The sequence below is a fragment of the Brachybacterium sp. J144 genome (genome assembly GCF_036321705.1).
In the GTDB taxonomy this organism is placed as follows: domain Bacteria; phylum Actinomycetota; class Actinomycetes; order Actinomycetales; family Dermabacteraceae; genus Brachybacterium.
The window spans coordinates 18,558-31,811 of sequence record NZ_JAZDCG010000009.1 but is presented as its reverse complement, the minus strand read 5'-3'; the positions used below and the strand labels follow the sequence as shown (position 1 = coordinate 31,811).

At 72.8% G+C, this 13,254-nt stretch carries 10 protein-coding genes; 4 read left to right on the top strand and 6 right to left on the bottom strand.

What is annotated here, in order from left to right; translation table 11 throughout:
* Positions 1-2: 2 nt before the first annotated feature.
* The 3 genes from V1260_RS05170 to V1260_RS05160 are packed head-to-tail and all read right to left on the bottom strand — an operon-like array spanning position 3 to position 4,442.
* Positions 3-1,031, bottom strand: coding sequence for a LacI family DNA-binding transcriptional regulator (locus tag V1260_RS05170; RefSeq protein ID WP_329745736.1), 1,029 nt, complete (start codon positions 1,029-1,031; stop codon positions 3-5).
* Positions 1,032-1,035: 4 nt separating this feature from the next.
* Positions 1,036-3,279 (bottom strand): glycosyl hydrolase family 95 catalytic domain-containing protein, encoded by a 2,244-nt coding sequence (locus V1260_RS05165; RefSeq protein ID WP_329745735.1) that lies wholly within the window; start codon positions 3,277-3,279, stop codon positions 1,036-1,038.
* Positions 3,279-4,442: an ROK family transcriptional regulator gene (locus tag V1260_RS05160; RefSeq protein ID WP_329745734.1), complete on the bottom strand. Its 1,164-nt coding sequence runs from the start codon at positions 4,440-4,442 to the stop codon at positions 3,279-3,281. Before V1260_RS05160 ends, V1260_RS05165 begins: the two co-directional genes overlap by 1 nt.
* A gap of 186 nt (positions 4,443-4,628) precedes the next feature.
* Between V1260_RS05160 and xylA the strand changes: the two genes are divergently transcribed.
* Both xylA and xylB read left to right on the top strand, forming a co-directional pair.
* Entirely contained in the window at positions 4,629-5,822 is a 1,194-nt protein-coding gene (gene xylA / locus V1260_RS05155; protein WP_329745733.1) for a xylose isomerase, read from the top strand.
* A gap of 300 nt (positions 5,823-6,122) precedes the next feature.
* Positions 6,123-7,511, top strand: a complete 1,389-nt coding sequence (gene xylB, locus V1260_RS05150) for a xylulokinase (RefSeq protein ID WP_329745732.1) — start codon at positions 6,123-6,125, stop codon at positions 7,509-7,511.
* Between the two features lie 22 nt (positions 7,512-7,533).
* Here xylB and V1260_RS05145 read toward each other — a convergent pair whose 3' ends face one another.
* A complete protein-coding gene (locus tag V1260_RS05145) occupies positions 7,534-8,424 on the bottom strand; it encodes an ATP-grasp domain-containing protein (RefSeq protein WP_329745731.1) in 891 nt (296 codons plus the stop codon).
* Between the two features lie 562 nt (positions 8,425-8,986).
* Between V1260_RS05145 and V1260_RS05140 the strand changes: the two genes are divergently transcribed.
* The gene (locus tag V1260_RS05140) at positions 8,987-10,654 is read left to right on the top strand and encodes a sodium:solute symporter family protein (RefSeq protein WP_442878120.1); all 1,668 of its coding nucleotides are present in this window, start codon (positions 8,987-8,989) and stop codon (positions 10,652-10,654) included.
* A 74-nt stretch (positions 10,655-10,728) separates the two neighbouring features.
* Entirely contained in the window at positions 10,729-10,857 is a 129-nt protein-coding gene (locus V1260_RS05135) for a putative transporter small subunit (protein WP_329745729.1), read from the top strand.
* Positions 10,858-10,934: 77 nt separating this feature from the next.
* Here the strand turns inward: V1260_RS05135 and V1260_RS05130 are convergent, their stop codons facing one another.
* Positions 10,935-11,984 carry a Gfo/Idh/MocA family protein gene (locus tag V1260_RS05130; RefSeq protein WP_329745728.1) on the bottom strand — a complete coding sequence of 350 codons (1,050 nt, stop codon included), beginning with the start codon at positions 11,982-11,984 and terminating at the stop codon, positions 10,935-10,937.
* A gap of 155 nt (positions 11,985-12,139) precedes the next feature.
* Positions 12,140-13,075 (bottom strand): aldo/keto reductase, encoded by a 936-nt coding sequence (locus tag V1260_RS05125; RefSeq protein WP_329745727.1) that lies wholly within the window; start codon positions 13,073-13,075, stop codon positions 12,140-12,142.
* Positions 13,076-13,254: the final 179 nt, after the last annotated feature.

The window sequence follows — 13,254 nt, the reverse complement described above, 5'->3', positions numbered from 1 at the left end:
CCTCAGAGGGCGCGGGTGGTGGCGCGTGCGGTGAAGCTCGGGCTGAGCAGGCGCGAGTGCGGGGCGACCTCGGAGGCGCCGAGCAGCTCGAGCACCATGGTCACCGCGGTGCGGCCGATCGCCGGGATCGGGAGGTCCACCGAGGACATCTCCGCCGGTCCCGACTGCGCCACGTCCCGCGGGGCGATCGCCACGAGCTGCAGGTCCTCCGGGACGGAGACCTGCTGCGCGGCGAGCGCGCGGGCCAGGGGCGGCAGAGCCCGCTCGTGATGCACGATCAGGCCGTCGGCGGGGATGCTGCCGTCGGCCGCGACTGACCCGCCGCGCCCGGCGAGGTGCGCCCGGACGGCCGCCTCGACCTCCTCCGGATCATGGCCGGTCTCGATGAGCAGCGGTTCGAGGCCGAGCTCGCGGCAGCCCATCTCGTAGCCGAGCCGCGCACGCCGCGCATAGGTGGGCACGGGGCCGTCGGGCCGCAGCGGCGGCACCATGAGCGCGACCCGCCGTGCGCCGCGCCGCGCGAGCTCCCGCACCGCGAGCATCGTGCCGGAGAGGAAGTCGAAGTCCACGCACGCGAGGCCCCCGGAGTCCTGCGGGTAGCCGATCAGCACCACGGGCCGCGGCAGGCGCGCGAGTGCGGGCAGGCGCGGATCCTCCTCCACGAGGTCCATGGCGATCAGCGCATCGACCTTGCCCTCCTCGACGACCTTCATCGTGCGCGCGTGATCTTCCGCCGCGACCAGCAGGATGTCGTGGTCGTGGGCGTGCGCCGCCTCGAGGATCGAGCCGACGAACTCCATGATCACGTGGTCGTCGACCCGCTCGTGCCGCGGCACCGCGATCCCGATCAGGGACGTGCGCTGCGTCGCGAGCGCCCGGGCCGCCGCCGCCGGGTGGTAGTCGAGGCGGTCGATCGCGGACTGGATCCGGGTGCGGGTCGCCTCGGAGATGGGGCGCTTGCCGCTGAGCGCGTAGCTGACGGTGCTCAGCGAGACGCCCGCCTCCCGGGCGATGTCGGTCATCGTGGCCATGGGACTAGTGTGCTCCGGCCAGCGCCCGCAGCTCGTCCTCGCCCAGCTCGACCGCCGTGCCGTCGGCCGGAAGATCGACCACGACCTGCGCCGCGCCGAGCCGGACCGTGCGCTCCCCGGCCGCGCCGGGACCGAGCGCCGCGAGGCGGACCGACGTCGGCCGCCCCTCCTCCCACGCGAGATCCACGACCACCCCGGGCCGGGCGCGCAGACCCCGCACCGAGCCGGTGGCGAGCAGCGGCGCGAGCGCCGGCAGCAGCTCGATCTCCCCGCGGTGGGACTGCACGAGGCACTCCGCGACCGCGGCGACGATCCCGAAGTTCGCATCCATCTGGAACGGCGGGTGCGCGGAGAACAGGTTCGGATAGAGGCCGCTGCGCTCGCCGTCCTCGGTGCGGGCGTCCCGCAGGAACAGCTCGAGCAGGTCCTGGACCTTCTCGGGGCGGTGCAGCCGCGCCCACAGCGCCGTCTTCCAGGCGAGCGACCAGCCGGTCGCCTCGTCGCCGCGCGCCTCGAGGGAGGCGATCGCGGCCGCCTCGATCTCCTCGGTGAGCCGCTCGGTGCCGGGGAAGACGGTCGCGAGGTGGGAGACGTGACGGTGGGCCGGCTCGGCCTCGTCCAGCTCGTCGTGCCACTCGAGGAGGCGCCCGTCGGCACCCACCCGCGAACCCTGCACGCGGGGCAGCGCCGCCCGCGCCCGCTCGAGCAGCGGATCCTCCGCGGCGCCGGTCAGCTCCGCCGCCTCGAGCAGCGCCGAGAGCACGCCGCGCACGAGCCAGCGGTCCATGCCGGAGCCCTCGGTGAGCGCGAGGACCTGGCCGTCCGTGGTGCGCCAGCGGTTCTCGGGCGAGGTGGAGGGGAAGGTGACCAGGTGCTCGCCCGCCTGGTCCTCGCGCAGCAGGTCGAGGGCGAAGGCCGCGGTCTCCCGCAGGGCGGGCAAGCGGCGGGCGGCGCGGGCGACGGGCTCCTCGCCGGTGAAGCGGGAGAGGTCCTCGAGCTGCAGCTCGAGCCACAGCCCGCCCATCGGCCAGATCGCCCACGACGCGTCGCCGTCGACGGGGTCGGTGTAGCCCCACGCGTCGGAGTTGTGGTGCAGCACCCAGCCGTCTGAGTCGTAGAGCCGCCGCGCCGTCTCCCGCCCGGTCTCCCGCAGCAGGTCGACCCACGCCTCGAGCGCCGCCGTCGCGTCCGGGACGTGCGCGGTCGCCGCGGGCCAGTGGTTCATCTCCACGTTGATGTTGGTCGTGAAGTTCGAGGACCAGGGCGGTCGCGGCAGGTCGTTCCACAGGCCCTGCAGGTTCGCGGGCGGCAGCCCGGGCCGGGACGATGCGGCGAGCAGGTAGCGGCCGTAGGCGAGGACGTCCGCGAGCAGGGCCGCCTGCCCGGTCCGCGGCAGGTCGATCGCCATGTCCGCGGTGCCGGGCAGGGGAGCTCCGGCGTGACGGGCGAGCAGTTCCGCCTCGCCGCGCGCGAGGGCCGACTCGGCCTGCTCCGTCGCCTCGGCGAGGATCTCGGCGGCCGGGCGATCGGGGCGCTGACCGAGGCCCGTCCAGCTCGTGACGACGGCGGCGACGAGCAGGGCGCGCTCGGTGCCGTCCGCGCCGGTCTCGTGCCGCCAGCGCACGACGACGGCGACCCGCGAGGCCTCGTCGTCCCAGCGCACGGGCGGCTTCCCGGGGGCGTGGCCGGGCGGGGAGTCCGACGGGACGCGCAGGAGCAGATCCAGCCCGTCGGGCCGCTCGGCGTGATGCTCCTCCACCTGCGGGGTCTCGACCACGATGCGCAGGGCCGCGTCCGCGGCGAGCGGCACGGCGTGGACGAGCACCTCGTCGGCCGCGGAGACGACCGAGACATGCTCGCCGGCGGGCGTGCGCACCCGGTGCAGCGCGGCGGCGAGGTCCAGCTCGCGCGGCCCCGCCTGCGCGCCCGGCACCTCGACGACCAGGTCGCCGACGGGCTGGAACGCCTGGCTCCAGCTCGCGCCGAGCGCCCCGAGCGCCCGCTCGGCCTCCTTCTCGCGGCCCGCGCGGAACAGGGTCAGGGCCTCGCTGCGGGCGGCCTGGGCGGTCTGCGCGTCCGTGCGATGCGGGACGTCGACTCCCGGCATGCCCGACCACAGGGTCGACTCGTTCAGCCCGAAGCGGGCGCGGGCCGGATCACCCCAGGCCATGGCGCCGAGGCGACCGTTGCCGAGCGGCAGGGCGTCGAGCCAGTCGGCGGCAGGGGTCTCGCGGGCAAGGACGGTCATCATCGGGTCCTCTCGATCCAGGTGACGGGGTGGTCGAACACGGGCTGCAGGGCGGCACGGGCCGCGCCGTGGAGGGCCGGGTCCGCGAGATGGTCGGAGCGCTCGATCGCGAGCGGCCCCGCCTCGGCGGCGAGGGCGTGGCGCTCGACGGTCTCGCGCACGATCGGGGTGATCTCCTCCGCGATCGGCGCGAGATAGCCCGAGAGCACCACGGTGGACAGGTCCAGCACGTTCAGGGCGTTGGCGATCGCGAGGCCGAGGGAGCGGCCGATCACGCCGATCACCTCGGCGCGGCTCGAGCTGCGGGCGAGCTCCTCGACGAGGTCCTCGAGGCGGACGTCCTCGCTCAGCCCCGCCTGCCGCGCGAGCGAGAGGTAGGAGATGTAGGCCTCGAGGCAACCGCGGCGGCCGCAGCGGCACTCGAGCCCGTCGGGCACGACGACCGTGTGCCCGAACTCGCCGGCCCAGCCGTGGACGCCCTCGAGCACGCTCCCCTCGAGCACCACCGCGCCGCCCACGCCGGTCGAGCCGCGCACGTAGAGGAAGGACTCGCCGGGGCGGCGGTCGATCTCGGTGAGGACCGAGAGGCGGTTGTCGTTCTGGGCGCCGACGGGCCAGTCCGCGGGCGCGAGCAGCTCGTGCAGGCGGGCGCCGACGGGGACGTCCGCCCAGTCCAGGCCCGGGGCGGAGAGGATCCGCCCGTCGTCCGGCGCGATCCGGCCGGGCACCGCGGCGACGACGCCGACGACGGGCAGCTCCGGCACCTCCGCGCGCACCTCGCGGACCAGTCGGGCGGCGAGGGCGAGGGTGTCCTCGGCGGTGCCGTCGGCGATGCGGCGGTAGACGGTGCGGCGGGCCAGCTCCTCGCCGGTGAGGTCGATCCCGAGGCAGGAGAGGTGATCGGCGGCGATCTCGAGGCCGATCGCGAGCAGGGTCCCGGCGGCGGGGCGCAGCGGCACCATCGGCCGGCCCGCGCCCGCGGAGACGGGGGCTCCCTCCTCGACGAGTCCCGCGCCGACCAGCTCCTCGACGAGCTTGGAGACGGTGGGCTTGGTCAGGCGGGTGAGGGCGGCGAGGCCCGCGCGCGAGGTGGGGGAGGGGGCGGACTGCAGGGCGCCGAGCACGGCCGAGAGGTTGTGCTCGCGCAGATGGGCGGACTGCATGGGCGCCTTCCTCTCGTCGGCGACGGTGCCGGGTGGGCCGGACGGCGGATCCGACCGATCTCCCGCTTGTGCGGATCAGCTTCCCATGAGTAGATTAGTTACGGAAACTTACTAAGGGAAGGCGTTCTCGCGACGACATCCCTGCCACCCGCCGACGCCGCCGTCGGCCATCCTTCAGGAGCTGCCATGACCGCCCCCGTGCCCACCCGCGACGACAAGTTCTCCTTCGGTCTGTGGACCACCGGCTGGGAGGCCCGCGACCAGTTCGGGCTCGCCACCCGCCCGCCGCTCGAGCTGTCCGCCCACATCCGCAAGCTCGCCGAGCTCGGCGCCTGGGGCTTCACCTTCCACGACAACGACGTGATCCCCTTCGACGCCACCCCCGAGGAGCGCCAGCGGATCATCGACCAGCTCAAGGCCGTCACCGACGAGACCGGCCTGGTCATCGAGATGGTCACCACCGACACCTTCGCCCACCCCGTCTTCAAGGACGGCGCCTTCACCTCGAACGACCGCTCTGTGCGCCGCTTCGGCCTGCGCAAGGTGCTCGCCAACGTGGACCTCGCCGCCGAGCTCGGCGCCACCACCTTCGTCATGTGGGGCGGCCGCGAGGGCTCCGAGTACGACGGCTCCAAGGACCTCCATGCCGCGCTCGAGCGCTACCGCGAGGGCCTCGACACCGTCGCCGGCTACATCAAGGACAAGGGCTACGACCTGCGGATCGGCCTCGAGCCCAAGCCCAACGAGCCCCGCGGCAACATCTTCCTGCCCACCGTCGGTCACGCCCTGGCCTTCATCGAGCAGCTCGAGCACGGCGACATCGTCGGCATCAACCCCGAGACCGGCCACGAGCAGATGGCGACCCTGAACTACACCCACGGCCTCGCCCAGGCGCTGTGGAGCGACAAGCTGTTCCACATCGACCTCAACGGCCAGCACGGCCCGATGTACGACCAGGACCTCGTGTTCGGCCACGGCGACTTGATCAGTGCGTTCTTCACCGTTGACCTGCTCGAGAACGGCTTCCCGTCGAAGCCCGGCGCTTACGAGGGCGCCCGCCACTTCGACTTCAAGCCCTCCCGCACCGAGCACGAGCAGGGTCAGTACGACTCCGCGGCCGCGAACATGGAGATGTACCTGATGCTCAAGGAGCGCGCGGTCGCGTTCCGCCAGGACTCCGAGGTGCAGGAGGCGCTCGCGTACTCCGGCATCGACGAGCTCGCCCAGCCCACCCTCGCCGAGGGCGAGACCCTCGCCGACCTGCTCGCGGACCGCTCCACCTTCGAGGAGTTCGACGCGGACAAGGCCGGGGAGCGCAACTACGGCTTCGTGCGCCTGCAGCAGCTGGCCATGCAGCACCTGCTGGGCTTCCGCGCCTGAGGTCCGGGGCGGGTCGCCCGTCCCGGACCGGGGCGGGCGGTCCCGGGTCTGGCTGCGGCCGGCCCGTCGCCCGCCCCACCCGGGGTGGGCGGGTCGCCCGCCCCATCTCGGTCACGGCACGGATCGTCCCGTCGGCCGCTGTCCACCAACGGGCTCTCAGCGGCACGTGGCCTGTTATATGCAGGTCTCGTGCCGCTGACGTCCCTTTCGTGGACAGCACCCCGTGCACCATCCGCCACTCCACCCCCGCCTTCCGAAACTCCCGCCCCCCGAAAACCCCGCCCCCCGAAAGGACCCACGATGGCTCCGCTCGTCCTCGGCATCGACTCCTCCACCCAGTCCACCAAGGCGCTGCTCGTCGACGCCGAGACCGGCCGGGTCCTCGAGGAGCGTCGCGCTTCCCACCCCGATGGCACCGAGGTCGACCCTCGCTCCTGGCTCGCCGCGGTCGACGAGGCGGCAGGCCCCCTGCTCGAGCGGGCCGAGGCCGTGGCCGTCGGCGGCCAGCAGCACGGCATGGTGCTGCTCGACGACGCCGGTGAGGTGGTGCGCGACGCGCTGCTGTGGAACGACACCCGCTCCGCCGGCGCCGCGACCGCGCTGATCGAAGAGATGGGCGGGGCGGAGGCGAGCGTCGAGGAGATCGGCAGCCTGATGGTCGCCTCCTTCACCGCGAGCAAGCTGCGCTGGGTCCGCGACGCGGAGCCCGAGAACGCCGCCCGTGCCGCGTCCGTGATGCTCCCGCACGACTACGTCTCCCTCCACCTCGCCGAGGCCAGCACGGAGCCCTTCACCGACCGCGGCGACGCCTCCGGCACCGGCTACTACTCCACCCGCGAGGAGGCGTGGGCGCCGGCGCTCGCCGAGGCGGCGCTGGGTCGGGCGGTCGAGCTGCCGCGCCTCCCGTCGGTCCCGCAGGAGATCATGGCGCGCACCGCGGGCGGCGCCGCGATCGCGGCCGGCACCGGCGACAACATGGGCGCTGCGCTGGGCCTCTCCCTCGGCCCCGGCGACGTGTCCGTGTCGATCGGCACCTCCGGGGTGTGCGCGATGGTCAGCGACACGCGACCCGGCGACGCGAGCGGCACCGTGACCGGCTTCGCCGACGCGACCGGCCGCTTCCTGCCGATGACCACCACGATCAACGCCTCCCGCATCCTCGAGGCCGGCCGCGCCCTGCTCGGCGTGAGCCACGAGGAGCTGTCGGAGCTCGCCCTCGCCTCGGTGCCCGGTGCGCACGGCGTGACTCTGCTGCCCTATTTCGACGGGGAGCGCACCCCCAACCGGCCGGGCGCCCGCGCGACCCTCACCGGCATGAGCACCTCCACCACCCGCGAGGACATGGCCCGCGCCTATGTCGAGGGTCTGCTCTGCTCGCTCGCCGACGGCATCGCCGCCCTCGAGGAGCGCACCGGCACCGCCCCGCAGCGCATCACCCTGATCGGCGGCGGCGCCCGGTCGCGCGCCGTGCAGGAGCTGGCGCCCGCGGTCTTCGGCCGCGAGGTCACCATCGCGCCCGACGGGGAGTACGTCGCGCTCGGCGCCGCCCGCCAGGCCGCCTGGGTGCTCGCCGGGACCGACGAGCCGCCGGTCTGGGAGATCAGCGGCTCGCGGACGGTTTCGGCCGGCGCGACGCCCGAGGTGCTCGAGGCCTACCGTGCGCTGAAGGACCGCACGGCGGAGTGGTGACCGCGGCACGGGGGCCGACCCGTCACACCCGCGCGAGGATCGCCTCCGCGAAGACCTCGACGACATCGGGCACGAGGTGCAGGTTGTACGTCGGCTCGAAGAGCTCCGCCTCGAGCAGCACCAGGCCGTGCTCGGCGGAGTCGACGACGTCGATCCGGCCGTAGAGCGGCGTGCCGATCCCGGTCACCTCGGCGACCGCCGCGAGCACCTGCTCGGCGAACGCCGCGTCTGCCGCGCTCACCCCCACGACCTGCGGATCCTCCTGGTACACGCCGCCGCGCAGTCCTCCGCCGCGGGCGAGCAGGGCGCCCTTGGCGACCGCGTGGGTGAGGCGGCCGTCGATCGTGTACAGCGCCTTCTCCCGCCCGGCGGAGAGCTCGGGGATCTCGGGCTGCAGCATCACCGTGCCGCCGCCGTCGAGGATCCGTCGGCCGAGCTCGATCGCCCCGGCGTCGTCGTGGGCGAACAGCCCGGTGTCCTGGGAGCCGGCGCCGACGGCGGGCTTGACGACCACGTGCGCCCCGTCGGCGTGCTCCGCGAGCGCCGCGCGCAGTGACGCCTCGTCCGTGTGCCAGGTGGTCGGCACGACCGCCACCCCGGCGGCCTCGAGCTCCTGCAGATACCGCTTGTCCATGTTCCAGCGCACCAGTTCGGGCTCGTTGAGGATCCGGGTCCGGGCGCCAGTGCGGAAGAGCCAGGCCGCGAACTCGTCCGCGTGCAGGACGTAGTCCCAGGGGCTGCGGATCACCGCGAGATCGAAGGCGGTCCAGTCCGCCGACTCGTCCCGCCAGGCCACCGATTCGGCTTCGACGCCTCGCGCGCGCAGGGCGGCGACCAGCGGCGCGCAGTCGCGGTCCGGATCTGCCGCGGTGAAGAACTCGGGGTGCGTGGTGACGATGGCGATGCGAGGCATGGGCGCGACCCTAATCGGGCGACACGCACCTCCGTCCACGGGTCTCGCCCGCACGTCGGCCCCCTCCGCCGTCGGTCCGCCGGCCCGCCCGCCCGGAAGGCACCCCCGCCACCTCGACTCCCTCACTCGACTGCATGTCCATGCGTCAGGATCGTGACGACCTCCCGATCAGCATGTCCGACAAACAGACTTCATCGCTCTGACCTGCGGTTCGTAACCTCTCGGTGACCTTCCAGCTGGCCATCAGAGAATCCGCGTGCGAGAATCTATGCGGCCCTGCAGGAGTTGACGGTGAGCAGGCCAGGCCCTCCCGCCCCTGCGGGTCCGCCCCCGCGGATCCCTCTCGAGACGCGCCTGCCCGCGCTGCTCCCGTCCCCGAGGGCTGCGCCGGTCGATGCATCACCGCGAGGCCCTGCCCGCGACGGACCGGTGGACCGAGGAGGCCCTCGACGGCCCGTACGCGACGGAAGGAAATGCTGTGCCGCCCACACCCCCGGGGGAGATCTCCCAGCTCGGGATCATCGGAGTCGTCCTCCTGCTGATCCTCTTCTACGGCGGCACGATGTGGATGTCCATCGCCATCTCCCGCCGCTCCGAGAACGCCGACGACTACATGACCGCCGGCAACCGGATCGGCTTCGGCGTCTCCGCCGCGTCGATGACCGCCACCTGGATCTGGGCGTCCTCGATGTACGCCTCGGTCACCGCGGGCTACACCTACGGCGTCTCCGGCCCGATCCACTACGGCTTGTGGGGCGCGCTGATGATCCTGTTCATCTATCCCTTCGGGAAGCGGATCCGGAAGGTCGCCCCCAAGGCTCACACCCTCGCCGAGGTCATGTACGCCCGGCACGGCCGCTCTTCGCAGCTCATGCTCGCCGGCTCCAACGTGCTCGGCTCCGTCATCTCGCTGACCTCGAACTTCATCGCCGGCGGCGCCCTGATCGCGATGCTCTCCCCGCTCAGCTTCGGGCAAGGCATCGTGATCATCGCGGGCGGCGTGCTGCTGTACACCCTGTGGTCGGGCTTCCGCGCCTCCGTGCTCACCGACTTCGCGCAGGTCATGGCGATGCTCGGCGCCGCGGTCGTGATCATCCCGGCCGTCTTCTTCGTGGTCGGCGGGCCGCAGATCTTCGCCGAAGGTGTCGCGGCCGGGAACGTCACCCCGCAGCAGGAGAGCTTCTTCTCCTCCGACGCCTTCATGAACCAGGGCGCCCCGTACATCGCCGCGGTGCTCGCCTACGCGATCGGCAACCAGACCATCGCCCAGCGCCTCTTCGCGGTGCGCGAGGACCTCATCAAGCCCACCTTCATCACCGCGACCATCGGCTACGGCGCGACGGTGATCGGCATCGGCATGCTCGGTGTGATGGCCCTCTACCTGGGCATCCAGCCGACGGACGGCGACGTCAACAACCTCATGCCGCAGATGATCGGCACCTACCTGCCGGTGGGCCTGGTCGCCCTCGCGTTCATCATGATCATCGGCTCGCTGTCCTCGACCGCGGACTCCGACCTCGCCGCCCTCAGCTCGATCGTGATGACCGACATCTACGGCCAGTCCGTCGGCCGGAAGAAGGCGAACCCGCGCACGATGCTGCTGATCGGCCGCCTCACGATGGTGGTCGCGACCGCGGCCGCCCTCTACTTCGCGACCGCGCGCTTCAACATCCTGGACCTGCTGGTGTTCGTCGGCGCCCTGTGGGGCTGCCTGGTGTTCCCGGTCATCGCCTCCTTCTACTGGACGAAGATCACCAACGCGGCGTTCACCGTGTCCGTCGTCGCGGCGCTCGCCGTGTTCCTGCCGGTCCGCTTCCAGTGGATCCCGCTCGAGGGGGCGTGGGCGCTCGCGGTCGAGCTCCTCGCGATCCTCGGCGTGGGCGTGGTCCTCGCGATCATGGCCTTCGGCTTCTTCGGGCTGCGCGCCGCGATCGTGATCGGCGTGCTCGCGACCCTGGTGACGTTGCCGTTCGGCCTGGACTTCCTGCGCGACTACGAGACGCTCTCCGGCTCGCTCGTCGCGTACTCGGTCTCGTTCCTGGTGTGCACGCTGATGAGCGTCCGCTCCGGCAAGGACTTCGACTTCGCGGTGATCCAGAAGGTCACGGGCGACTTCGACGACGAGACCCCCAGCTCGGAGGCCGACGGGGCCGACGGCCGCGGCGCCGCCTCCGGTGCGACGGCCGACGGGGACCGCGACCTCGACGCCGACCCCGTCGGCGGCCGCTGACCACCCCGGCCGCCCCACCCCGATCGACCAGTCCCCGGCGGACCGCCCGGCCCGCCCCGACCCCAGGAGAGACCATGACCGTCCTGCTGACCGCCTACGTCCTCATGTGGCCCGTGCTCGTGCTCGGCGTCCTCATCGCGATCGCCCGCGGCTTCGCGAAGGATGCCGCCGAGGCGCGCCGGGAGGGCCGCCCGATCATCTGACCGGCACCCATGCCGGAGGGCCCGCCACCCCGAGCTGGAGTGGTGGGCCCTCCGTCGTGCTGTCGGCGGCCGCCGGGTCAGTTCCCGACGCCGCTGATGCGGTAGGCGTCCTTGAGGATCCGCAGCGAGGCCATCGCCTCCGCAGGCCCGATCCAGAACGGCGCGGGGTCGTCGAGCGAGGCGTAGAAGTCGCGGATCAGCTCTTCATGCGACACGCCCCAGTAGGAGCGGCCGCCCGCAGTCGCGACGCGCTCCGAGAAGCTGTCCACGCGGCCGTCCTTCCAGTGGACGGTCAGCCCGCCGCCGGTCCCCGAGCGCACCTCGGCGTAGGCGAGATCGGTCTCGACCTCGAGCTCGACGGGCCGGGCGATCGGCGCGGTGAGCGTCGCGTAGAAGCTCGTGGTCACGCCGTCGGCGTGGTGCAGCAGCAGCTCCGCGGTGTCCTCGACCTCCGTGATCCCCGCGAACTTGCGCTGCGAGACCAGGCCGTCGGTGCGCTCGACCGGCCCGAGCAGCCACTGCACGAGGTCGAGGGTGTGGATCGCCTGGTTGATCAGCAGCCCGCCGCCCGCGTTCTGCCAGCGGCCGCGCCATGGCTTCGCCGCGTAGTACTCGGGGGTGCGGGTCCACACCACGGAGGCGTAGGCGCCGCGGACCGCGCCCAGCTCGCCGGAGGTCAGCAGGCGGTGCAGCTCCTGGCTCGCCCGGTTGTAGCGGTTCTGGAAGCAGATGCCGATCTTCGGCACGCCGGTGCCCCCGTCGGCCCGTGGGGCGGGAACCCGGGAGGCCTCGCCGAGTGCCGCGACCAGCCGCTCGCCCTCGGCGAGCGTGTGCGCGAGGGGCTTCTCCTGGAGCACGTGCACGCCCCGCTCGAGCGCCGCGAGGGACGGGCCGACGTGCTGATCGTGCGGCGTGGTCACGTGGATCGCGTCCGGGCCCAGGGCGTCGATCAGCTCCTCGACGGTCGCGAAGGCGGGCACCCCCGTCTCAGCGGTGGCGCGCTCACGGGCGGCGGGGTCGAGATCCGCGATGCCGACGAGCTCCAGCCCCTCAACCGCCTCGATCGCTCCGACGTGCACCACGGAGACGTCGCCGTATCCGACCAGGCCGATCCGTCGCTGCGCCATGGGCTGTGCCTCCTCGCCGCTCCACTGCGGCTCCTCCGGGGAATGAGATCCGACCCATTCTGGTCGATCCGGCGGCGGACCTGCACGGGTTGCCGCGGGATGCCCGGCCGACGGGGCGGGCACGGTGCAGGGGCCGACTGGCGCGCCCTGCCGGATCAGGGCACGATCCACCCGGCGGCGCGGAACAGCTCGTACCACTCGGCGCGGGTCAGCGGCACCTCGGAGCCGGCCGCGGAGTCGGCGACCCGCTGCGGGGTGGTGGTGCCGAGGACGACCTGCATCTGCGCCGGATGCCGGGTGATCCACGCGGTCGCGATGCCCTCCGGGGTCACGTCGTACTTCGCGGCGAGGCGGTCGATGACGGCGTTGAGCTCCGCGTGCTCGGGGTGCCCGAGGAACACGCCGTCGAAGAAACCCGCCTGGAAGGGCGACCAGGCCTGCACGGTGATGTCGTGCAGACGGCAGTAGTCGAGGATCCCGCCGCCGTCGCGGACGATCGCCTGGTCGGTGCCCTGCATGTTCGCGGCGACGCCCTGCGCGATGAACGTCGAGTGAGTGATCGACAGCTGCAGCTGGTTGGCGACGATCGGCTGGTCGACGTGCTTGCGCAGCAGGTCGATCTGGCGCGGGGTGTGGTTGGAGACGCCGAAGTGGCGGACCTTGCCGCTCGAGTGCAGGTGATCGAAGGCGCGGGCCACCTCCTCCGGCTCGACGAGGGCGTCGGGGCGGTGGAGCAGCAGGATGTCGATGCGGTCGGTGCGCAGCGCCGCGAGGGACCCCTCGACGGACTCCACGAGATGCTCGTAGCTGTAGTCGAAGTACGGGCCGTCGGTGACGATCCCGGCCTTGGTCTGGATCGTCATCTGGTCCCGCTCGGACGGGGTGAGCGCGAGCGCCTCCGCGAAGCGCTCCTCGCAGCGGTGCTTCTGCCCGCCGTAGATGTCGGCGTGGTCGAGGAAGTCGATGCCGGCGTCGCGGGCCGTGCGCACCAGGGTGCGGATCTCGTCGTCGGACTTCTCGGCGATGCGCATCAGGCCGAGCACGACGTTCGGCGCGCTGATGTCGGTGTGGGGCAGGGTGAAGTGCTTCATGGGGATCCTCGGATCGCGGAAGAGAGCCGGACGGCCGGGCTCCGCGGCGGAGCCGGCCCGGTCGCGCCCGTTGGGCGTCGATGCCGGGGACGAGCCTATGCCCGCCGTGGCCCGCGTCACCAGCGCGCTCCATCCTTCGGTTGATCCGACCCCCTGTGCGCGTTCCTAGGGTCGAGGAC